25 protein-coding genes are annotated in these 21,465 nt (G+C 40.8%); 5 read left to right on the forward strand and 20 right to left on the reverse strand.

Annotated elements, in window-relative coordinates; translation table 11 throughout:
• The first annotated feature begins 61 nt into the window (after positions 1-61).
• Positions 62-730: a DUF4397 domain-containing protein gene (locus AC3WTB_RS10900; protein WP_492333799.1), complete on the forward strand. Its 669-nt coding sequence runs from the start codon at positions 62-64 to the stop codon at positions 728-730.
• Between the two features lie 30 nt (positions 731-760).
• Here the strand turns inward: AC3WTB_RS10900 and ypmT are convergent, their stop codons facing one another.
• The 7 genes from ypmT to ilvA form a co-directional block, all read right to left on the reverse strand.
• Complete coding sequence (gene ypmT, locus AC3WTB_RS10905) at positions 761-958, reverse strand: protein YpmT (protein ID WP_024422723.1); 198 nt, start codon at positions 956-958, stop codon at positions 761-763.
• A gap of 24 nt (positions 959-982) precedes the next feature.
• Positions 983-1,549, reverse strand: coding sequence for a YpmS family protein (locus AC3WTB_RS10910; protein WP_041085768.1), 567 nt, complete (start codon positions 1,547-1,549; stop codon positions 983-985).
• Positions 1,550-1,559: 10 nt separating this feature from the next.
• A complete protein-coding gene (locus AC3WTB_RS10915; protein ID WP_058838922.1) occupies positions 1,560-2,321 on the reverse strand; it encodes an SGNH/GDSL hydrolase family protein in 762 nt (253 codons plus the stop codon).
• A 69-nt stretch (positions 2,322-2,390) separates the two neighbouring features.
• Positions 2,391-2,981 carry an SCO family protein gene (locus tag AC3WTB_RS10920; protein ID WP_492333723.1) on the reverse strand — a complete coding sequence of 197 codons (591 nt, stop codon included), beginning with the start codon at positions 2,979-2,981 and terminating at the stop codon, positions 2,391-2,393.
• A gap of 23 nt (positions 2,982-3,004) precedes the next feature.
• Positions 3,005-3,847, reverse strand: a complete 843-nt coding sequence (locus tag AC3WTB_RS10925) for a DegV family protein (protein ID WP_024428148.1) — start codon at positions 3,845-3,847, stop codon at positions 3,005-3,007.
• A 187-nt stretch (positions 3,848-4,034) separates the two neighbouring features.
• Positions 4,035-4,286, reverse strand: coding sequence for a YpmP family protein (locus tag AC3WTB_RS10930; RefSeq protein ID WP_024422728.1), 252 nt, complete (start codon positions 4,284-4,286; stop codon positions 4,035-4,037).
• 36 nt (positions 4,287-4,322) lie between these two features.
• Positions 4,323-5,591: a threonine ammonia-lyase IlvA gene (gene ilvA / locus AC3WTB_RS10935; protein WP_025093104.1), complete on the reverse strand. Its 1,269-nt coding sequence runs from the start codon at positions 5,589-5,591 to the stop codon at positions 4,323-4,325.
• Between the two features lie 181 nt (positions 5,592-5,772).
• Here ilvA and AC3WTB_RS10940 point away from each other — a divergent pair, with 181 nt between their 5' ends.
• Positions 5,773-6,726, forward strand: coding sequence for an AAA-type ATPase lid domain-containing protein (locus AC3WTB_RS10940; RefSeq protein ID WP_492333724.1), 954 nt, complete (start codon positions 5,773-5,775; stop codon positions 6,724-6,726).
• 14 nt (positions 6,727-6,740) lie between these two features.
• Entirely contained in the window at positions 6,741-7,379 is a 639-nt protein-coding gene (gene trhA / locus AC3WTB_RS10945; protein ID WP_024428144.1) for a PAQR family membrane homeostasis protein TrhA, read from the forward strand.
• A gap of 37 nt (positions 7,380-7,416) precedes the next feature.
• Here the strand turns inward: trhA and AC3WTB_RS10950 are convergent, their stop codons facing one another.
• From AC3WTB_RS10950 to AC3WTB_RS11005, 12 genes are all read right to left on the reverse strand, one after another.
• Positions 7,417-8,040, reverse strand: coding sequence for a lysophospholipid acyltransferase family protein (locus AC3WTB_RS10950; RefSeq protein WP_492333725.1), 624 nt, complete (start codon positions 8,038-8,040; stop codon positions 7,417-7,419).
• A 19-nt stretch (positions 8,041-8,059) separates the two neighbouring features.
• A complete protein-coding gene (locus AC3WTB_RS10955; RefSeq protein WP_024422733.1) occupies positions 8,060-8,545 on the reverse strand; it encodes a dihydrofolate reductase in 486 nt (161 codons plus the stop codon).
• Positions 8,542-9,336: a thymidylate synthase gene (locus AC3WTB_RS10960; protein ID WP_492333726.1), complete on the reverse strand. Its 795-nt coding sequence runs from the start codon at positions 9,334-9,336 to the stop codon at positions 8,542-8,544. Before AC3WTB_RS10960 ends, AC3WTB_RS10955 begins: the two co-directional genes overlap by 4 nt.
• Positions 9,337-9,437: 101 nt before the next feature.
• Positions 9,438-9,965 carry a phosphatidylglycerophosphatase A family protein gene (locus AC3WTB_RS10965; RefSeq protein ID WP_047203262.1) on the reverse strand — a complete coding sequence of 176 codons (528 nt, stop codon included), beginning with the start codon at positions 9,963-9,965 and terminating at the stop codon, positions 9,438-9,440.
• An 18-nt stretch (positions 9,966-9,983) separates the two neighbouring features.
• A complete protein-coding gene (locus AC3WTB_RS10970; protein WP_330545230.1) occupies positions 9,984-10,601 on the reverse strand; it encodes a YpjP family protein in 618 nt (205 codons plus the stop codon).
• A 285-nt stretch (positions 10,602-10,886) separates the two neighbouring features.
• Positions 10,887-11,675: a class I SAM-dependent methyltransferase gene (locus AC3WTB_RS10975; RefSeq protein WP_492333727.1), complete on the reverse strand. Its 789-nt coding sequence runs from the start codon at positions 11,673-11,675 to the stop codon at positions 10,887-10,889.
• Positions 11,676-11,741: 66 nt separating this feature from the next.
• Complete coding sequence (locus AC3WTB_RS10980) at positions 11,742-12,176, reverse strand: BrxA/BrxB family bacilliredoxin (RefSeq protein WP_039179382.1); 435 nt, start codon at positions 12,174-12,176, stop codon at positions 11,742-11,744.
• Positions 12,177-12,257: 81 nt separating this feature from the next.
• Positions 12,258-13,934 (reverse strand): dihydroxy-acid dehydratase, encoded by a 1,677-nt coding sequence (ilvD, locus tag AC3WTB_RS10985; protein ID WP_024422739.1) that lies wholly within the window; start codon positions 13,932-13,934, stop codon positions 12,258-12,260.
• Between the two features lie 307 nt (positions 13,935-14,241).
• Positions 14,242-15,378, reverse strand: coding sequence for a conserved virulence factor C family protein (locus tag AC3WTB_RS10990; RefSeq protein ID WP_047203259.1), 1,137 nt, complete (start codon positions 15,376-15,378; stop codon positions 14,242-14,244).
• A gap of 30 nt (positions 15,379-15,408) precedes the next feature.
• The gene (locus AC3WTB_RS10995; protein ID WP_372556098.1) at positions 15,409-16,020 is read right to left on the reverse strand and encodes an HD domain-containing protein; all 612 of its coding nucleotides are present in this window, start codon (positions 16,018-16,020) and stop codon (positions 15,409-15,411) included.
• A 13-nt stretch (positions 16,021-16,033) separates the two neighbouring features.
• Positions 16,034-16,516, reverse strand: a complete 483-nt coding sequence (locus AC3WTB_RS11000; protein WP_041085791.1) for a glutathione peroxidase — start codon at positions 16,514-16,516, stop codon at positions 16,034-16,036.
• A 74-nt stretch (positions 16,517-16,590) separates the two neighbouring features.
• Entirely contained in the window at positions 16,591-18,273 is a 1,683-nt protein-coding gene (locus tag AC3WTB_RS11005) for a formate--tetrahydrofolate ligase (protein WP_047203256.1), read from the reverse strand.
• 139 nt (positions 18,274-18,412) lie between these two features.
• Here AC3WTB_RS11005 and metA point away from each other — a divergent pair, with 139 nt between their 5' ends.
• Positions 18,413-19,321 carry a homoserine O-acetyltransferase MetA gene (metA, locus tag AC3WTB_RS11010; protein WP_058838889.1) on the forward strand — a complete coding sequence of 303 codons (909 nt, stop codon included), beginning with the start codon at positions 18,413-18,415 and terminating at the stop codon, positions 19,319-19,321.
• Between the two features lie 227 nt (positions 19,322-19,548).
• Positions 19,549-20,700 (forward strand): diglucosyl diacylglycerol synthase, encoded by a 1,152-nt coding sequence (locus tag AC3WTB_RS11015; protein WP_024422744.1) that lies wholly within the window; start codon positions 19,549-19,551, stop codon positions 20,698-20,700.
• A gap of 33 nt (positions 20,701-20,733) precedes the next feature.
• On the opposite strand, the gene AC3WTB_RS11020 is transcribed toward AC3WTB_RS11015, so the two are convergent.
• On the reverse strand, positions 20,734-21,435 hold the full coding sequence (locus tag AC3WTB_RS11020; protein ID WP_144464542.1) for an AIM24 family protein: 702 nt from the start codon (positions 21,433-21,435) through the stop codon (positions 20,734-20,736).
• Positions 21,436-21,465 lie beyond the last annotated feature (30 nt).

The raw sequence follows: 21,465 nt of genomic DNA on the forward strand, positions 1-21,465 counted from the left end.
CGTCTTTTTCATGCATACGCTACAAAAAACACCATTGTATGAGAAAGAAGGGATTGATGACATGCAGCAGCTCTTTTATCATGACTTTCCTTATCGGCCATTCACTGCCGCCTATGAGCAGCTTCAAAGCAGCCCTTCATCAAAAGCCTTTATTCGATTATTTCACGCTGCACCAGATCTCAGTGAGCTCGCTGTTTATGTGAACCAGAAGCAGCTGATGAAAACAATGCCTTACAGCCATTTGACCGCTTATATGGAGTGGGATGAGGGAATGTATGAAATAGAAGTGTTCAAACTGGCTACAAATGAAAAAATTCTTCATTCTCGCATTCAATTTAAGAGCGGCCAGGTCTATACACTCTGTATCACAGGTGCTCGTGCAGGCTTTGCACTGCTGACTGAGCAGCAGACTACTTTGATCGAACAAGAAGAAAACCTGTCAGCACTTACATTTGTACAGCTGTCTCCAGACCTTCCTTCCATAGATATATATGAACGAGACCAAGGGATCATATCGAAGGGGCTTGATTATGTAAACAGTACCCACATTCATCATTTCTCCCCGAATAAATATCATTTTGAATTGAAAGCCGCCGGCACTCAAAGTGTACTGCTTGATATCCCCAAAGTTCATTTGCAAACAAAGCGCGCATACCTGATTCTGCTTCATGGATTTGCTAACGGAGAGCCAGAACTTATGGCGAAGGTCGTCTTGTCTCGGCAAATATAAAAAAGAGCCTTTCCCAATGGAAAAGGCTCCTTACGAGACATCTTCAGCTTTTTCTTGCTTTTGAAAATCAAAAGCAAGAATCATCGTGCCTAGAAATAATGCACAGTAGGCAATATTTAAGTAAAACTGATCGATATTTTCTGCTTTTAAAGCATTGGCAGCTGTTATGCCAAAGTACGCAGCAAATAAAAACGACAGTAAACTAAAATATTGATAGACTCGCTTCATGATTTCACTCCTGACTCACACGTTCTATTGCTTTGGATGATAATATGAGAATTCAATTTCATCGTTTTGTAGATCAATTTTGTTCGCTTTGACATACATATCATTCGTCAGCGGCATTTCAGAAAGGCGCACTTCAACCGTTTTTTGATCCGGTTTTACATGAACGAATTCTGGTAGCTCATAGAACTGACCCATGTAGCTTAAAACAAAACTAATTGGAATGCTCAATTGTCCAATTGAAAAGTCATCCACTTTCAAAAGCACATCACCATTATCTTCAACAGTTGGCGTAAATGAGACGTTTGCATCAATCGTTGAAGAGAAAGCTTTAATTGCGCCTGTTACTTTCACATCTTGATCGATCGCTACATGAAAGTCTGGCATATCATTTGATCCTTGATTTTTCAAATAATCATTCACAAAACTGGTGAGCGATTCTTTTGAGCTGGATATATTAAAAGCATATTCGCTTTTCACTTCTTTGGTTGAAGCGGATTGACCGCCTGGCAGTAGCATTAAAATACCGCAGGCAATCACAATCAATAGATTGATTGCAAGTAAAATAAAAAATAAGCTTTTCCATTTTTTCATCTATTTCACCCTATTCCTTCGGCAGTCCTTCTTTTTTCACTTCGGAGAATAAACGATTTGCCATAAGAGAGTACCCCTTTTGGTTTGGGTGGAAATCATCATCTGCCAGTAATTTTTCATCAGAACCCTCTTCAAATAAATCTGCTACATTGATCATATCCGCATTGCCGTCTTTTTTGAGTTCCTTTTTGGCAGCAGCATTCCAGTCTTTGACGACTTCATCAATATCTCGCAGCTCAGACAAACTGAACTTAAAAGGATTGTACATGCTGACATACATAATTTTCGCATGGCCATTCTGTTCTCTCAGTTGAGCAAGAATGGTTTTAAAGCGCTCCTCAAAAGGACCCTGCTCTTTTTTAAAAGGAGCAAACGTCAAATTAAGCACATTTTGACGGACAACATGCATGAGATCATTCCCGCCGATTGTAAAGAAAATATAATCAGCGTCTTTCAGTCCGTCCTGCACCTTTTTTTCTTTTAATCTTTTTAACAAATCTACTGTTCTACTGCCTTTAATGGCATAGTTTTTTAATGTGACAGATTGCACGCCGTCGACCGCTTCTATCTTGTCACGGGTCATGCCTGCATAGCCTTTTTTATCTTGATCTCCGATTCCTTCTGTTAAGGAATCTCCAACCGCTGCGATGGTAATATGTTCTTTTACGTTTTGTGTGTCTTCTAGTTTATCCTTTATGCCAGCCTCTTGCGCAGAACATGCAGAAAGAACAAATGCTAGAGACATCACAATCAAAATCAAACGAGCCTTCAAACGATGATGTCCCTCCTTTTTCTGATTAAAAAAGTGTATCATGTTTTCGCCCATTTGAACATCCTTATGCTAGCTTCGGTTCAGCGTTTTGATGTCCTTGATGATGTCATCATAAGGTGTGTTTTGCACGCCATCATAATTTTTCATCACTTTCCCTTCTTGATTAACAAGGAAAAACAGGGACTGATGAATCACTTGGTCTTCATCTTCAGGTTTTTTGACAATGGTCTTAAAGCTTTTCATTGCGAATTTTTCGATTTCTGACTGTGAATACCCCGTGAGAAAATCCCAATTTTTAAAGGACAATGGATAGGCTTTTGCAAATTCTTTTAGCTTTTTCGGTGAATCGACCTCTGGGTCCACACTAAAGGAAATGATATGCGCATCCAATTTTTCTTCTTTTAACCGTTTTTGCAGCTCTGTCATATGAGCGGTCATCGGCGGACAGATCGTTTCACAGCTTGTGAAAATAAAATCTGCGACCCATACTTTCCCCTTCAAACCTTCCAATGACACCTTTTGACCATCTTGGTTTTCAAACTCAAACGGTTCTATTTGATAATTTAACGCATCTTTGATTTGTCCATTTGAACATGAGACTAAAAGAAGCACGCTTATGATCATAAGCGCACCAAGTGAGGCTCCCCTTTTTCTATCCATGATATGTCCATCCCCTTTTTCTATCAATCGGTATAAAAAGTAAAGCCTATTGCGCCCTTTCCGGTATGACACGAAATAATCGGTGTTGTGTAGGCGATGTCAATCAATGCTTCAGGTGTATGATCAAGCAGCGCTTTTTTTAGCTTTTCAGCGAGTTCTAATGCATCTGCATGTGCGATCCCAATGGCTTGAACTGTTTTTCCCTTCACCGCCTGTACATACTGTTTTGTCAGATGACGGACAAGCGCAGAATAGCTTCTCACATTCGCTTCTGGCGTATATACCCCGTCTGTTAAGCTGGCAATTGGTTTGATGTGAAGAAGTGAGCCGATCAGCGCCTTTCCTCTTCCAATTCTGCCGCCTTTGACAAGATTTTCTAATGTATCGATTGTGACATATAGCTTTGTTTGAAGACGGATTTTATCTAATTCTGTGATAATGTCTTCACGGCTTGCACCCTTTTTGGCTAGTTCTGCTGCTTTGATGACTTGAAATCCTAATCCATAGGAAATAAAATTCGAATCAATCACCGTGATGTTTCCATCTACCATTTTCGAAGCGCTTTCAGCAGTTTGAACAGTACCACTCATCCCGCCAGTTAAATGGATACTGATCACTTCACTTCCATCTGCCGTCAGCTTTTCATATAATTCGACGAATTGACCGATCGCAGGTTGAGACGTTTTCGGCAGTTCCTCAGCGGCCTCCATTTTTTCAATAAATTCATCTGGCTGTATATTCACTCGGTCAATATAATCAACTCCAGAAATGGAGATATTGAGCGGAATCACGTGAATGGAAAGATCATTGATTTTCTCTTGCGGAAGGTCCACAGTTGAATCTGTTACAATTTTAATTTGTTTCACTATCGTCTCATCCTTGCTGTCTTAGTCTTTACTTATGATATTACCTTATTTCCTGCACACTTGAAAACAACTGACCTAACGTTTTTGAAATTGTCACATTTTCTTCTTGTCACGAAAAAAATCCTTGCCAAACTGAGTAGCAGCCGTTTCAAAATGGCTGCTTCCCCCTTTTGACAAAGATTCCTGCTTACGCATTGTGTTTCAGTGTAGGCTCCTGATAGATCTGTTCATATGTGCTCCACTTGACGTTACGTTTCACATCCTCTCTGAAAGAGTACACAGCTCTCTTTCCTTTAGATACATAGACTTTTTTCAAGAAAGCTTCAAGTCTAAAGGTGAGCATAAAACGATACGTCTCATCTCCCTTTAGAACAGGGACTTCTGTTACCTTGATCTGAGCTCCATCCATCCGTCTAAAACATATTGTTTTGAGCAGCACAAACGATCAATCCTCTTTTCCAATTATCTGTTAAGCCTAAATAAATAGGTGGAATAAATCTTGATCTTTATTTACTTCAACATAGTGGAAGCCTTTTTTATCCATCCGCTCAATCAGCGCGGCATAGTCATCTCTTTCTTTCAATTCGATGCCGACAAGCGCAGGGCCTTTGCTTCGGTTATTCTTTTTCGTATATTCAAAGCGTGAGATATCGTCATTTGGTCCTAACACTTCATCTAAGAATTCTCGAAGTGCTCCTGCTCTTTGCGGGAAATTGACAATGAAGTAATGTTGAAGCCCTTCATAGATCATTGAGCGTTCTTTGATTTCCTGCATTCTGCCGATGTCATTATTTCCTCCACTGACAATACAGACAACATTTTTGCCTTTAATCTCCTCGCGATGGGCATCTAATGCTGCGATCGGCAATGCGCCTGCCGGTTCTGCTACAATCGCACATTGATTATACAGCTCCAAAATCGTTGTACATACTTTCCCTTCTGGTACTAGACTGATTTTATCGACAACAGACTGAAGCGATGTAAACGTCTTTTCGCCAATCCGCTGAACCGCTGCTCCGTCCACAAACTTATCAATCGAATCAAGTGTCACAACCTCGCCCTTCTCATGTGACGCATGCAGTGAAGCTGCGCCAAGCGGTTCGACTGCAATGATTTCGGTTTCTGGTGAGATATTTTTGATATATGTACCAACACCAGATAACAGACCTCCACCTCCGACACTTGCAAATAAAAAGTGAGGCTCCACTTCGATATCGTTTAATATTTCGACAGCAGTCGTTCCTTGTCCTGCCATCACATCCAAATCATCAAACGGATGGATAAATTCGCGCTTTTCTTCATCTCCGCATTTTACGGCTTCATGATACGAATCATCAAACGTATCTCCGGTTAAAATAATTTCAACATATTCTTTTCCGAACAGCTCCACTTGGGATACTTTTTGCCTTGGCGTCGTAGCAGGCATAAAAATTTTCCCGTGGATGCCTAAATATTTACAAGAATAGGCAACACCCTGTGCGTGATTTCCAGCACTTGCACAGACAATGCCATTTTCTAGTTTATCTTTTGGAAGTTGGCTCATTTTATTAAAAGCGCCTCTTAATTTAAAGGAACGAACTACTTGAAGATCCTCTCTTTTTAAGTAGACATTACATTCATATCGTTCAGAAAGTCGCTCATTTTTTTGAAGTGGTGTATGAATGACTACATCCTTCAAATTTTGATGGGCTTTTAAGATGTCTTTCACTTGAATTAGCGTATTTTCTTTGAGCAACGGTTTCATGTACAAGATCCTTTCTCTTTAACCTTATTTAATTTGTCATTATAACATGAATATTCAAAAAATAAACCAATAGATCACGGATCCACCATAAATTTTATAAAATTTCTCGTTTTCCTGTACATTTGTTTTAATTGGGTGTTACAATTGAACCAATTAGAACCACAAAGAAAGGAACCACCTCATGGCCATACAATCGATCACGTCTATATATGGAGATCATCAAGACATCAAGCATGCCATTCATCTGGCAAAACAATTTTCGAAAAACGAACAGCCAGTCTTAATAACAGGAGACACAGGCACAGGCAAAACACTATTTGCCCAAGAAATGGCGAACACAGCAATGATACACATGTATTGCCCCATCTTGAATGAAGAAATCTTACAGAAAGCCTTCACAGAAAAAAACAATCAAATTCTTTATTTAGATGAGGTCGCCGCATTAAGTATTCCTATGCAGCACAAGGTCATTCACTTTCTAGAAACCTCACCTGCAACAAAAGTAATCGCTTCTTCGTCTTTATCAATAGAGGCACTCAGGGTTTCTTCTACCTTTTTACCCGAGCTGTTTTATCGTTTGAATGTTCTTCATTTGGCCCTTCCGGCTTTAGCTGAACGAAAAACTGACATTCCTGTGTTAACAAATGCTTTCTTTCAAGAGCTGAACATGGCTCCTGACATTGATCCAAGTGTTTGGGAAGCCTTGCAGCAGTATCCATTTGAAGGAAATGTGCAAGAGCTCAAAAATATCGTTCATTACGCTGCATCCATACTCGAGGGCCACACGGTATTTTTACATCATTTACCTCCCTTTGTGTTAGCACCTCTTCCATCAGCCGTAAAAGGTAAAAAGGAAGAACACCAGCTTACACTAATGGAAAAACAAGAGTTTGTTTTCTTGCTGGAAGCCATTAAATCTCTCAATGAAAAAGGAGAAGCAGCCAGCAGACGCATATTGTCTGAACTAAGCAAGCAAGGAGACATTCCGCTCACCCCTCAGCAGGTGAGAAACCGCTTAGATGATCTTGAGAAAAAAGCATACGTGACGAAAGGAAAAGGCAGGGCCGGAACGAAGATTACACTTGAAGGTCTTTCATTCCTGAAGTCACTTGATGGTTATATACCGGTTCAATAAAAGGAGGACATCCATTGTTTACTGTAAAAGAAGAAATTGCAAACGCCATTACACATGGCATTGGTGTTATTTTATCCATCCCGGCCATTGTGTTTCTCGTCTTATTCGCTGTTCAATACGGCACCGTCACAGACATTATCAGCTTTTCGATATTTGGCGCATCCATGCTGCTGCTCTATTTAAGTTCAACCTTGCTTCATAGCATTCGGCACAAAAAAACAAAAGATATTTTTGAAATCCTCGACCACTCGGCTATTTATGTATTGATTGCTGGTACATATACACCCTTTTTACTTGGACCACTAAAAGGGGCACTCGGCTATACGCTCCTTGCGATTGTATGGGCGCTTGCTGCTGGTGGGATTGTCTTTAAAATCTTTTTCGTCAAACGCTTTATTATCGTATCTACTCTCGTCTATTTATTAATGGGCTGGATGATTATCATTGCCATCAAACCGCTTTATATCCAATTAACAGGTGCAGGATTTGGACTCTTACTGTTAGGCGGCATATTATATTCAGTCGGAACCATCTTTTATATTTGGCGGAAAATCCCCTATCACCATGCGATTTGGCACAGCTTTGTTCTCGGCGGCAGTGCATCGATGTTCTTCTGTATTTTATTCTATTGCGTAAACATTCCTGCTGCATGAAAAAAACCAGCATCCACTATTCGGATGCTGGTTTTTTCTATGCACGCTTTTGTGCGTAATCACTGATCATGACAGGAGCTTTAATATGAATATCGACATTAACAGGACGCATTCTTTTCACAAACTTCCCCGTTAAAAGACGATCCGTTCCGCTCGTTTCAATCGGTACAAGCGGACAATCGAATTCTTCAGCAAGCGCCTCTGCAATATGACGATACTCTTCTGAAAGCAGTAGACTCTGCCCAGACATGATTCTTTCCTTTGCTGCTTCTAATAAGACCTCATCCGTTTGATTCTGGTGAATGACCGCCATTTTTTTCAGCCATTGTTTTAAAATCGGACACCGAAAGAGCTTCGGCTTTGCCATAAAAGCAAATGGCTGCTCAAGGTGGCCGATCAATAATGTCGTCGTGACTGGATTCAGCTCTTTTGTGACATAAATAACCGGGCAGTCTGGCAGCTTCTTTTGCTGATGAATGGTCATGACTGATCCTGATTGATCAATACATCCCCGGGCAAACCTTTTTGCATGCTCATGAATGAGATGCATTCGTTTCGTATAGGAAATGCGTGGATCCGTTAATTCATGATCGTACAAATGCCTCATACTTTTTAAAAAGGATACAACAACATAAATCGTTAAAAACCAATAACGAAACAACCGTACTCCTCCTACTCACTTATCCTTTTTTGTCATAGACGACAAATTCATAATTGTAGGGGTTCTTTTCGTCACGATGGCCTTTTTCGCGTGATACAATCGTCCATTCGTCTTCATTGTAATACGGGAAATAACGGTCTCCTTCAAACGCATGGTGAATGTGCGTGATATAGAGACGATCCGCATATGGCATCATTTCTTCATACAACTTAGACCCGCCAATAATAAATAGCTCTGTCTCGCTTTCCGCAATTGCCAAAATATCAGCAATTGAATGAACAACCTCGCATCCTTCTGCTTTAAAAGAAGAACTTGTGGTCAGCACAATGTTTCGGCGGTTAGGCAGCGCTCGTCCAATCGATTCAAAGGTTTTTCTTCCCATGACAATCGTATGACCGCCTGTGACTTTTTTAAAATACGCTAAATCTGCGGGTAAATGCCAAGGCATTTGATTATCTTGACCAATGACTCTGTCTTCTCCTGTCGCCACAATCATGGAAATCATACACTGACTTCTCCTTTAATATGCGGATGCGGATCATAGTTCTCAAGCACAAAATCATCAAACGTAAAATCAAAAATGCTCTTAACATCCCTTGTGATGCGAAGCTTAGGAAGCGTGCGTTCCTCACGCTCTAGCTGCATTTTCACCTGCGGAAGATGATTTTGGTAAATATGAGCATCTCCAAGTGTATGAATAAACTCGCCTGGCTCAAGATTTGTGACTTTAGCAATCATCATCGTTAGGAGAGCATATGAAGCGATATTAAACGGCACGCCTAAAAAGATATCTGCCGATCTTTGATATAGCTGGCAGGAAAGCTTCCCGTTTGATACGTAAAATTGAAACAGACAATGACAAGGAGGCAGCGCCATTTGATCAATTTCCCCCGGGTTCCAAGCACTGACGATCAGTCGTCTTGAATTCGGATTGTGCTCAATATCATGAATCAGCTTTGTGATCTGATCCACGGTCTGGCCGTCTCCACTTGCCCATGATCTCCACTGCGCTCCGTACACACGGCCCAGCTCTCCATTTTCATCTGCCCATTCGTTCCAAATCCGGACACCATTTTCTTGAAGATATTTGACATTTGTATCACCTTTTAAAAACCAAAGCAACTCATGAATGATTGATTTCAGGTGTAATTTCTTTGTCGTTAAAAGAGGAAATCCTTCCTGTAAATCAAATCTCATCTGGTAACCGAACGTGCTGATTGTACCTGTACCCGTTCTGTCACCTTTTTCATCCCCGTGCTGTAATACATGACGGCATAACTCTTTGTATTGTTTCATTTTTTTCATCCTTTATTTATGTTCTTGTTGTAGTTTACCTTATTTCGGCTTTTGTTGAAACCAAAAAAACATGCCTGCATGATGAGCAGACATGTTTTTTTTTATACTTGATTCACTCGTTCCTGCTCTTCATCTTTAATATCTTGGTGTGAGTGAGCAATGCGGCTTGCAGCTGCTGCGGCAAGTGCAGCGACTAGGTCATCAAGGAAAGTATGCACTTCACCTGGACGGCCCTCATCTAATTCACGAATAATACCAAATTTCTCTTTATCTAAATAACCGAAGTTGGTCAAACCGATTGATCCATATACATTGACAATGGAAAGCGGAATAATCTCATCAATTCCATATAGCGGCTCATCTGTTTCAACTAAGTGCTGTAAAGGTTCTGGCAAAAGCTTTTGTTCTGCCAGCTGATCAAGGGCAAGTCCTGTTAAAACCGCATGGACAATTTCTCTTTTATTCAGCACTTTTTCAACATTTTCAATACAGACACTAAGTGGAAGGTTTGGATGATATTTTTCTTGGAGCTTCAGCACAATGTGTGCGATATCTTCAATTTTCACTCCGCGGTCGTTTAACATTTGTTTTGTAATCTGCACCATTTCGTTCATTGTATATTTTTTCAATTGGCATGACATCTCCTTCTAGTGGCTCATCCAGCTCGGCGGGGTGTTTTTGTCCCAGTAAATATTACCGAGTTCATGATGCGTCTGGAATCCATCATCTGCTGTATGGTAATGAAAGTTAAACCAATATCCGCTGTGAGGCGGCTGATCTCTTCTGACATGGAAACGGAGTAAATCTTCTCCGGTCTTGCGGTTGTAAATGTGGAAGATTTTTTCGCCATTTCCGCTTGAAGGCTGATCAGTTAAAACAACATCTTGAAATTTTTCGTCATCTTTGAAATTTGTTAAATAGTCGGTTAACACTTGTTCAATCTTCGGCTGAATCTCTTCTCTGTACTCGTCCTCAATGACAGGTGTGATTTTACGGCCAAATTTGAGAAAGGATTGATTTTCTGCATTTGATAGCACCTCTTGCTTATATTGCTCAAAGGGATCTGTCTGCTCTTTGCTTTCCTGTTGCGTTAGTTCCCAGCTGCGCATTTCATCTGATGTATCATAAACAGCTGTATAAGGCGTTTTATCAGATGAAGAAAGTTCAGAGGGCTTGTCTGTCATCAAAGCCGACGGAGGAGAGACTAAACCAAAAGTTGCAATCGTAAAGAGCGCAACAAGCGTTTTTCTCATCCACATCTTCATGATATCTAATTCCTTCCATAAGTTATCATACTGCTATTCTAGCATATAATGAATTTTCAGTCATTCAATTTGGCCATCGATTTGAGACTTTCTTTTTCATAATAAAACGTTTACAATGGTAGCAAAGGGCGACTAAAATTTGGGAGGAATGGGTATGTTTGAAGGTTTTTTCATTACGGCTTCCTTGCTGACGTTATTTTATTTTGTCTATATGGAGATTACAGATTAAAAGCCCTAGATAAGGGCTTTTTTAGATGATTGACAAGGAATTCAAAGCATTGTCTATTAGTGAGGGCTTTTTTCTTTCTCAATATATCCATAATGAAATTGAGCTGTTTTTCGTTTTAAAACGTGAAATTGATAGGAGTCTGCTAGAAATCGGGTGCTTTTCCAATGATCTTTTAAAACTACCCTTTTTCTCGCCACTCTCAGCGCTTCTTGGACGGCTATTTCGTGGTCAAAGTGGTGCTCTGCTGCATGACGTAGCGGGGCGATACTTGCAGATTCTTGAATTGTCTCCTCAAACATCGGGTCAAAATAGACGACATCAAATGAACTATCAGAGAGCTTCTTTAGCTGCTCGATACTGTCTCCACTTACAACAGATATCCGTTTCATCGCTTCATCTGCCTCTCTTAACCCTGTCTCCCATGTGTTTAGTCCTTCTCGCACTAGCAATGCTGTCATGGGGTTCTTTTCGATACCAACGATCCTTCCCTTCGTACCTACTCGCATGCTTGCTGTAATGGCATCTGATCCTAAGCCAAGCGTACAATCTAAAAAGGAATCGCCAGGCTGAAGCTGCGTGGCTTCGATTAAAGGATCCTTTTCTCCGCGCATGAGCCGCTTCACCCTGAACATTGCTGAGCTTGGATGAAAGAAAAACTTTTCACCATTTGGCTGATACCATTCGAATCTTTCTTTCCCCACAACAAGGACGTCTCCTCGTTTTATCGCAAGCTGCTTGACAGATTGTTTGCGCCTCTCTACATACTCGCCATGTAAATCCTCTGCAAGGGCTTTTGCTGTTTCAATCGTTTGTTCATTTGCTCTAAAGCTTGTTGTGATAAGCATGCGGTTCCTCCATCATGATCAAGAAAAAATGCCCTGATGTGATCACAGGACATTTCAACATGTGTATTAGCAATGTTTTTCGAATGCAGATAAGACGTTGTTCATGATGTCTTCCATTTCATGACCTTCAATTTCGTCACGCGGAATAAAATGAACAAGTTCATTTCCTTTTAAAAGTGCCATAGATGGAGACGATGGCTCTTCGCCTGTGAAGTATTCTCTCATTTTTGCCGTTGCTTCCCTGTCCTGGCCAGCAAAAACTGTGACAATTCGATCTGGTGTTTTTTCTGCCTTCATCACAGCTTGAGTAGCAGCTGGGCGTGCTAATCCGGCAGCGCACCCGCATACAGAATTGACAACCACAAATGTCGTTCCTTCTCGTTCTTGCATCGTTTGTTCTACTTCTTCTTCCGTTGTTAGTTCTTGAAATCCTGCACTTGTCAGCTCTTGACGCATCGGTACAACGAGCTGGCGCATATATTCTTCATATGCCATTGACATAAAAAAGCCCCCTCTATAATCCTTATGTTGTGAATAAAGGATACTATAGAGAGAGCCAATTTTCAAATGTTCGATATCAGATTAAATTTTCATGATTCCGCCTGTATTGGCTGATGTCACAAGTTTTGAATATCTAGCAAGATAACCTGTTTTTACTTTTGGCTCAAAGCCTTTCCAGTTTGCTTTTCTTCTTTCCCATTCTTCCTCTGGAACATCTACGCTTAAAATGCGCTGCTCGATATCGACAACGACATGGTCACCATTTTCAACAAAGGCAAGCGGGCCTCCCTCAGCTGCCTCTGGTGAGACGTGTCCAATAGACAATCCGCGAGAAGCGCCGGAAAAACGTCCGTCTGTAATTAAAGCAACCTTTGGTCCAAGTCCCATGCCGACGATTTGTGAGGTAGGTGCAAGCATTTCAGGCATGCCAGGTCCGCCTTTAGGTCCTTCGTAGCGAATGATGACAACATGTCCTGCTTCTACTTTTCTATTAATGATGCCTTCAAGGGCTTCTTCTTGGGATTCAAATACGATCGCAGGTCCCTCATGGCGTGTGATCCCGTCTTGTACCCCGCCCGTTTTAATGATGGCTCCATCTGGCGCAAGGTTTCCAAATAAAACGGCTAAGCCGCCTTTTTCAGTAAATGGCTTGTCAATTGGATAGATGACGTTATAATCTTTTACCTCATGTCCCGCAATGTTCTCGCCGAGCGTTTTCGCAGTGACGGTCATTGTATCTAAATGAAGAGCGCCTTCTTTTTTAGACAATTCATTTAGTGCCGCTGTAACGCCGCCTGCTTCATGTAAATCCTCAATATAAACATCTGAAGCTGGAGCAAGTTTCGATAAATGAGGCACACGTTCTGCTACTTCATTGATACGTTCAAGTGAATATTCAACACCTGCTTCATTCGCAATCGCCAATGTGTGAAGAACAGTATTAGTTGAACCACCAAGAGCCATATCTAATGCAAATGCATTATCAATTGCTTTTTCAGTGACAATATCCCGTGGTTTAATATCTTTTTTGATGAGCTCCATGAGTTGTTTTGCAGACTTCTTCGCAAATTCTCTTCGCTCTGGTGATGTCGCCAAAATTGTTCCATTTCCAGGAAGAGCAATCCCGAGTGCTTCTGCTAAGCAGTTCATTGAGTTAGCTGTAAACATACCTGAACAAGATCCGCAGGTTGGACAGCCAAACTGCTCTAATTCATTTAATTCCTCTTCATTGATTTTACCTGACTGGTATGCACCAACACCTTCAAATACAGAAGAAAGAGAAATTTTTCTGCCATCACTTGTTCTACCCGCTTCCATCGGTCCGCCGCTCACAAAAACAGTCGGGATATTCACGCGCATCGCTGCCATCATCATTCCTGGTGTGATTTTATCGCAGTTAGGAATACAAACCATTCCATCAAACCAATGAGCAGATACAACGGTTTCTACAGAGTCAGCAATGATTTCACGGCTTGGCAATGAATATCTCATCCCGATATGACCCATGGCAATTCCATCATCGACGCCAATCGTATTGAATTCAAATGGAACGCCGCCAGCTTCACGAATGGCTTCTTTCACAATCTTCCCGAATTCCTGAAGATGGACATGTCCTGGGACAATATCAATATAGGAATTACATACGGCAATAAATGGCTTGCCGAAATCCTCATCCTTTACCCCCGCTGCTCTTAGTAAGCTTCGGTGAGGTGCTCTGTCGATTCCTTGTTTAATCATATTACTGCGTAGTTCTGCCATCTGTTTAAAAAGCCTCCTATACTACAAGTCTTGTTGACTGCATGATTTTGAGTTAATTTTATTTTACAAATTTTCTGTTTATTTAGCCACCTATGAATGACTGATGACTAACATGGCTGCTGAAGCAAGCGCTCAGCAAGGTTCGTGTCATAAAATCTGACCTCCAATATTCTATATTGGTACTACTATATAGAGTTTTTTCGCATATTTCAACAATATTCAAAATAATTTTTCTAAAAAAATTTTTCTGTCTATCTTTTTTAGAAAAACAAGCTGCTTTTCATTGGCAGCTTGTTCATTTTTCTCCTCATTCTGATGCATTCTTTCTACTTTCTGTCATTTGCTTCCACACAGAGCCTTTCGCTTCTTCCCCATGCTCAATGCGCTCAATCGCCATTTTGACTTGAAGACTGACTTCAAACTCAGGGTCTTGCTCTGCTTCTTTTAATGCTTCTAGTGCCGTTTCGTCCCCTTCTTCATAAAGGAACATAGCTGCACGCCAGCGGACGAGCTTACTCGGGTCCTTTAATGCTGCGATCATGGCTTCGATAGCGCTAGGGTCACCAAGGTCAGAAATACAGTCGCCCGCCGTTCTGCGGACCGTCACTGTTTTGTCCTCGAGCCCCTTATATAAAATAGGCAAAATGGCAGGATCTTCAATCATGCCAGCATTCACAACGGCTTGTCTGCGAATAGACGTTTTTGGATCCTCCATTGCTTTCATTAAAACAGGTATATCCTTTTGCTCTGGCTGCATTTGCTCTAAATGGGCAAAACGTTTTTTCCAATCTTCCTCTTGCAGCATGTCTTCTGTTACATCATATGCTTTTCGGTTCACCTGTCTATCTACAGCTTCCTGCCCTTCTTTAACTGCCTCTGTTAATCGGGCTAAACGCTCATCATCATAGGCTGCTTGCAGCTCCTCTGTGACTTCCTGACCGATATCAGCAAATTCGCCAAAACGAACGCCGTGTTCTTTCCACACACGTTCAAACACGACATTGTCTGAGCTGCTTCTAAGCTTTAAAATGGCTGCTTGAAAACGTTCAGGCATGCCAAACCGCTCTTCTCTTTCACCGTCTGACAGTTTGACCTGCATCGGAATCCCATTAAACATTTGGACAAATACTTTCACTTCACCAAATGTGTCATCGCCTGACTGCGAACCTTCCTGAAGGCCTTCTGTTTCTTGTCCAAAGGCTTCTCTGACCTGCTGTAAAATACCCTGCCAGTCAAACTTTGCATTTCGCTCGACCGCTAAGAAATCTGCGACATGATAAACGCCTTTTACACCTTCAATGCTTAAAATACGCTTGATCATTTCTGGGGCTTCGTCTTTTTGATCCTTTTTGTAGTTGTTGCTTTTACCGCCGGCAAGTGCTTCTGTCAAAATAACCTTCATGGTATTCGGACTTGGCGTCGGTTCTATGGCTGTTATTTTCATTGATATATCCTCCTTACACACATAAAGACCCTACTCATCTGTAAGGCCGCATTCTTCTTTCCATTTCTTGATAAATAAACTCATCAATTCATGCCGCTCATCAGCAAGCTGCTTCCCTGCACGAGTGTTCATCAAGTCTTTTAATTTGAGCAGTTTTTCTTCCATATGATTTAGCACAGAACCCTGCTGCGTGTCCTTTGTATAATGGGGCTCACCTGTTGCGCCAGCATACGTAAACACTCTAGCGATACCGCTTGCTCCTATCGCATCCAGCCTATCAGCATCTTGAACAATAGCCCCTTCTAACGTCATCGGCCTAAACTGCTTATGCCGGTGACGAAAAGACATCGTTGTAATGATGTCCATGATATAGCGGATATCCCGCATGTCCAATTCCCACAAAAGAAGCTGGTACTCAAGCTGCTCCTTAGTGATCTTCCATTCACTTGACAGCTTTTCATCAATGACATCATGTACAATTGCCGCCATTTCGATGATAAAGAAAGAGCCGCCTTCCTGATGTGCAATACGGACGGCAAGCTGGCGAACACGAGCAACATGAGCCGCATCGTGTCCAGTTGGTTCATCCTTCAGCCTGTCTGAAACAAAGGAGGCAGCTGCCTCCAATTGTTTTCGCTGCATGACTGTCAGCATCTTATTTGTCCAACAGAGCGATGATTGAGCTTTCTAATTCTTTTGGTGGCGTTTTTGGAGAGAACCGTTCAGTGACTTCTCCGTTTTGGTCCACGATAAATTTGGTGAAATTCCATTTCACTGTTTTTGTCCCAAGCACACCTTTCGCTTCACTTGTTAAATGCTTGAACAGCGGGTGCGCCTCTTCGCCATTAACATCTACTTTCGCAAACATAGGGAAGGTCACTCCATAATTCAAAGAACAGAATTCTTGAATGGCTTCTTCTCCTTCTGGCTCTTGGTTCATAAATTGGTTACACGGAAATCCTAAAATTTCAAGGCCCTTTTCATGATATTGATCATATAGCTCTTGTAATTGTTTAAATTGAGGAGTCAGTCCACATTTGCTTGCTGTGTTTACAATAATGAGCACTTTTCCTTTGTAATCTGCCATCGATTTTTCCTGACCGTTAATGGTCTTGACCTGAATATCATAAATTGACATCTCATAGCCTCCTAGGATTCACTTTTTCCTATCGTAACATGCTTCTTTTAGAAAATCGCTTTTTATGCTCCCATTTAAAAGAGTCCTGTCACACTGCCGTCTTCTAATAAATCCATTTCGAGAGCCGCAGGTTTTTTAGGTAATCCAGGCATTGTCAAAATGCTTCCGGTTAAGGCCACAATAAATCCTGCTCCTACAGATGGTTTTAACTCGCGAATCGTAATGGTAAAGCCTTTAGGTCTGCCGATTAAAGCTGGATCATCCGAAAGAGAATATTGTGTTTTTGCCATACAAACCGGCAAATGAGCCCAGCCGTTTTCCTCAATGGCAGCCAGCTGCTTTCTTGCTTTGGATGTGAGCGTGACCCCATCTGCCCCGTAAACCACTTTGGCCACTTTAGATAACTTTTCTTCTATGGAATCGTTCTCTTCATACAAATAGGTAAAGTTGTTCTTTTTCTTTTCAATGAGTTCCGCTAGTTCCTCGGCAAGAGCTGTCCCGCCTTCGCCTCCTTCTTCCCATACATTCACGGCTTTAACTGGATGGCCATGTTTGCCGCACCAATCTTCTATCGCTTGAATTTCTTCTTTTGTATCCGTAATAAAACGGTTTACCGCGACAATATATGGAAGACCAAAAGCTTGAACGGTTTCAATATGCTTTTCTAAATTATGTATACCTTCTAATACGGCGTGTGCATTCTCTTCTTTGAGTTCGGTTTTCTTCATTCCGCCATGCATCTTTAATGCTCTCACTGTCGCCACAATGACAACTGCACCAGGTTTGAAATCACCAGCTCTTGTTTTAATGTGAAGGAACTTTTCTGCTCCAAGATCTGCTCCAAATCCAGCTTCTGTTACGACATAATCAGCTAATTTTGCTGCCATTTTGGTTGCAATTAAACTATTGCATCCATGTGCAATATTGGCAAAAGGACCGCCATGGACAAGTGCTGGGGTTCCTTCAATCGTTTGAACCAGGTTCGGCTTGAGTGCGTCTTTTAAAAGTAACGTCAGGACACCTTCATATCCAAGTGCTCCCACTGTGACTGGCTCGCCTTCTTGATTATAGGCAACAACAATAGAAGAAAGACGTTTTTTTAAGTCAGATAAGTCTTCTGCTAAACAGAGGATCGCCATCATTTCGGAAGCAACTGTAATGTCAAATCCGTCTTCTCTAGGATACCCATTTAACTGACCGCCAAGTCCGACAACAACTTGTCTTAATGCACGATCGTTTAAATCAAGCACCCGCTTCCATACAATGCGGCGCGTGTCGATGCCGAGTTCATTTCCGTGATGGATATGGTTATCAATAAAAGCAGATAAGGCGTTATGTGCAGATGTAATGGCATGAAAATCTCCTGTGAAATGAAGATTGATTTCTTCCATTGGCAGCACCTGTGAATATCCTCCGCCCGCTGCCCCGCCTTTAATCCCCATTGTAGGACCTAATGATGGCTCACGCATCGCAATGATCGCTTTTTTGCCAATTTTTTCGAAGGCTTGACCTAGGCCGACTGTTACCGTGGATTTCCCCTCACCTGCTGGCGTTGGGTTGATGGAAGTGACAAGAATCACGTGTCCTTCTTTTTGTTCCTTTAAACGGTCAAAAATAGTCAAAGATATTTTCGCTTTTGTGAAACCATAGCATTCTAATTCTTCGTCATGTAGTTGGAGCTTTGCTGCGATGTCTTGAATTGGTCTTAGCTTAGCCTTTTGGGCAATGTCAATATCTGATAAATGCTTTGTGATCATAACAAAACGGCCTCCTTTTTTTACAGAAACAGCATTCTTTTTTGCTCTATTTTTCATTGTAACATAATTGAAACATTGAAATATCGCCAGAAAGTTCCTATAATGAAGTGAAATTAGCTTTGGTTCAGGGGGTGGCGAGTTGCCTATTAACATACCAGTTCATCTGCCGGCAAAACAAATACTAGAGAGCGAAAATATTTTCGTCATGGATGAGACAAGGGCATTCAAGCAAGATATCCGTCCTTTGAATATCGTGATCTTAAATTTAATGCCAAAAAAAATACAAACTGAAACGCAGCTGCTGAGAATGCTCGGAAATTCTCCTTTACAAGTGTACTTTACGTTTTTGATTCCAAGTACACATACACCGAAGAATACGTCGAGAGAGCATCTAGATGAATTTTATACGACCTTTGAAATGATTCGCCATAAAAAATTTGATGGAATGATCATCACTGGCGCACCAATTGAGCACTTACCTTTTGAAGAAGTTTCTTATTGGAAAGAGCTGCAGGACATTTTGGACTGGAGTAAAACCAATGTGACGTCTACCCTTCATATTTGCTGGGGTGCACAGGCAGGTTTATATCACCATTACGGGATTGAAAAGATCAAGCTTCCCGAGAAAAAATTTGGTGTATTTGAGCATATTGTGAAAGAGAAAAAAGAAAGATTAGTCAGAGGTTTTGATGAAGTATACTATGTCCCACATTCTAGGCATACAGATATTAATACAGAACAATTAAAAAACACGCCGAATTTGAAAGTCTTGAGTATGTCTGAAGAAGCAGGTGTTTGTTTAATTGTTTCAGATGATGATAAACAAGTATTTTTAACTGGACATCCTGAGTATGATACAGATACATTGATGCAGGAATATGAAAGAGATTTGTTGAAACATGATACAGTCCAAAAACCTGTCCACTATTTTATAGAAGATGGTGACACATTAATCCCAGTAAATCGTTGGAAAGCCCATGCAACCTTATTGTTTATGAATTGGCTTAATTATTATGTTTATCAAGAAACACCATACGTTTGGGAATAAAATAGACTGTGGTCTGATGATAAATCGTCAAAATGTGTTAAAATACAAATGGCTCTGTCTTCCATTATCAATTGAATCTGTTTGTTTTTTAAAATTAGTTTAATTCTTTCGTAACGAATGATATGCTCTAACTGTTTATATGTTATCTTTATGTATATGTAGACCTATGAGATTAATAGTTTCGTACGAAGTTTTGTTGTTGTTGATTACATTTGAGGTGAATATTCTTGAATACCAATAAAAAAATATTAATCTTGACCGCAAATTATGGAAATGGACATATGCAGGTAGCAAAAACACTGTATGATGAATGCAAATCCCAAGGATTTGAACATGTTGTAGTTTCTAATTTGTATCAAGAATCGAATCCCATTGTGTCAGAAGTGACTCAATATTTATACTTGAAGAGCTTTTCCATTGGGAAACAATTTTATCGCTTGTTTTATTACGGTGTTGATAAAATTTACAATAAACGCAAATTTAACATTTATTTAAAGATGGGAAATAAGCGTCTCGATGAATTAATTCAGTTACACAATCCAGATATCATCATTATTACATTCCCGATGATTGTTGTACCAGAATATCGAAACAAAACAGGTAAAGTGATTCCGACTTTTAATGTCATGACCGATTTTTGTCTCCATAAGATTTGGGTACATGAAAACATCGACCGATACTATGTTGCAACCGATTATGTGAAACAAAAATTAGTGGAAATCGGCACACATCCAAGCGATGTCAAAGTGACAGGTATTCCTATTAGACCACAGTTTGAAGCCGACGTGCCAAAATCGATGATCTATAAAAAATATGGATTATCATCCGACAAAAAAGTACTTCTTATCATGGCTGGTGCTCACGGTGTACTAAAAAATGTGAAGGAATTATGTGAGGCGCTGCTTCTCGACAGTGAAGTACAAATTGTTGTTGTATGCGGAAAGAACGCCGCACTGAAACAATCGCTTAGCGTTCTTGAGCAGGCACACCCAGATCAATTGAAGGCGCTTGGATATGTGGAACAAATTGATGAATTGTTCAGAGTAACAGATTGTATGATTACAAAACCAGGCGGCATTACTTTAACAGAAGCAACTGCAATCGGTGTCCCAGTCATTCTTTACAAGCCTGTCCCTGGCCAAGAAAAAGAAAATGCTCTTTTCTTTGAGGATTATGGCGCTGCTATTGTCATTAACAGACATGAAGACATTTTAGAATCTGTGACCAACTTGCTGCAGGACGAAGAAAAATTAGAAACAATGAAACAAAACATGAAAAAACTGCACTTAAAACAATCTTCTCAAACCATTTTGGAAGATATCGTCGAGCAGTCAGATCTCATCATGAATAACAAAACATATGCTCGCGCATTATCATAAAAAGGTGTCCGTCATTGACGGACACCTTTTTCTTTACCCTTGATTTCCATTTGTTGTGTATACTTCTTCAAACGGCTGAACGACAACAAAGCCGCTTCCGCTAAACTTCATTTGAATGGACTCTCCGCTTCCCCTGCCAATAAAGGTTTTAAAGGAAACATCTGTCACAAATTCAGTTTTTAAATCACCTGACCACGCAACAGTCGCATTCGGATCTGTATAAACAGAGTCACCCGGCTGAACAATGAGCGTCAGCGGCTCATAATGACTTGTGATTGCTACTAAGCCCGGCCCTTCTAATTTGACATTAAATAATCCGCCTGCAAGCATGCCTGATACCTTTTTCATCAATTTGATATCCCAGCGGACAGATGGTTCAAATGCGAGCAGGTCGTTTCCATTCACAAAAATAGATTCCCCTTGGGCCAAACGGAGAATTGAGATTTTTTTGCCTTGATCTGCCACATATAATTTCCCATCACCTGTCGCCTTCATTAGTGAGGTGCCTTCTCCCGAGAGCATTTTTTTGAACATCTTTGAGACGCCGTGCTCAAAAACACCCTCACGTTCAAATTTGATTTTCCCTCGATAGGAAACCATGGAACCTGTTTTTGCCCAAATGGTGTCAGTCAAATTAATTTCTAGAAGCCTTGATGTTTCAAGTTCAAAGACCCCTTCTCCTTTATCTTCTTGCTGCGTATTCTGAATAAATTCTTCAAGTGTATAACGATTCATGATTGCACCTCTTTCTGTATTTTTTTTATA

This window comes from Bacillus sp. EB106-04-04-XG123, from assembly GCF_058791855.1.

Excerpts from the sequence above, each read along its gene's own strand:
- AC3WTB_RS10940 (WP_492333724.1), top strand. The coding sequence starts at position 5,773 with ATGGCCATACAATCGATCACGTCTATATATGGAGATCATCAAGACATC.
- AC3WTB_RS10920 (WP_492333723.1), bottom strand. The coding sequence starts at position 2,981 with ATGGATAGAAAAAGGGGAGCCTCACTTGGTGCGCTTATGATCATAAGC.
- AC3WTB_RS10980 (WP_039179382.1), bottom strand. The coding sequence starts at position 12,176 with ATGTCAATGGCATATGAAGAATATATGCGCCAGCTCGTTGTACCGATG.
- AC3WTB_RS10970 (WP_330545230.1), bottom strand. The coding sequence starts at position 10,601 with ATGAAGATGTGGATGAGAAAAACGCTTGTTGCGCTCTTTACGATTGCA.
- AC3WTB_RS10960 (WP_492333726.1), bottom strand. The coding sequence starts at position 9,336 with ATGAAACAATACAAAGAGTTATGCCGTCATGTATTACAGCACGGGGAT.
- ilvD (WP_024422739.1), bottom strand. The coding sequence starts at position 13,934 with ATGGCAGAACTACGCAGTAATATGATTAAACAAGGAATCGACAGAGCA.
- AC3WTB_RS10995 (WP_372556098.1), bottom strand. The coding sequence starts at position 16,020 with ATGCAGCGAAAACAATTGGAGGCAGCTGCCTCCTTTGTTTCAGACAGG.
- AC3WTB_RS10955 (WP_024422733.1), bottom strand. The coding sequence starts at position 8,545 with ATGATTTCCATGATTGTGGCGACAGGAGAAGACAGAGTCATTGGTCAA.
- AC3WTB_RS11000 (WP_041085791.1), bottom strand. The coding sequence starts at position 16,516 with ATGTCAATTTATGATATTCAGGTCAAGACCATTAACGGTCAGGAAAAA.
- ilvA (WP_025093104.1), bottom strand. The coding sequence starts at position 5,591 with ATGAAACCGTTGCTCAAAGAAAATACGCTAATTCAAGTGAAAGACATC.
- AC3WTB_RS11020 (WP_144464542.1), bottom strand. The coding sequence starts at position 21,435 with ATGAATCGTTATACACTTGAAGAATTTATTCAGAATACGCAGCAAGAA.
- ypmT (WP_024422723.1), bottom strand. The coding sequence starts at position 958 with ATGAAGCGAGTCTATCAATATTTTAGTTTACTGTCGTTTTTATTTGCT.
- AC3WTB_RS10990 (WP_047203259.1), bottom strand. The coding sequence starts at position 15,378 with ATGAAAATAACAGCCATAGAACCGACGCCAAGTCCGAATACCATGAAG.
- AC3WTB_RS10975 (WP_492333727.1), bottom strand. The coding sequence starts at position 11,675 with ATGCTTATCACAACAAGCTTTAGAGCAAATGAACAAACGATTGAAACA.
- AC3WTB_RS10900 (WP_492333799.1), top strand. The coding sequence starts at position 62 with ATGCAGCAGCTCTTTTATCATGACTTTCCTTATCGGCCATTCACTGCC.
- AC3WTB_RS10910 (WP_041085768.1), bottom strand. The coding sequence starts at position 1,549 with ATGAAAAAATGGAAAAGCTTATTTTTTATTTTACTTGCAATCAATCTA.
- AC3WTB_RS11005 (WP_047203256.1), bottom strand. The coding sequence starts at position 18,273 with ATGATCACAAAGCATTTATCAGATATTGACATTGCCCAAAAGGCTAAG.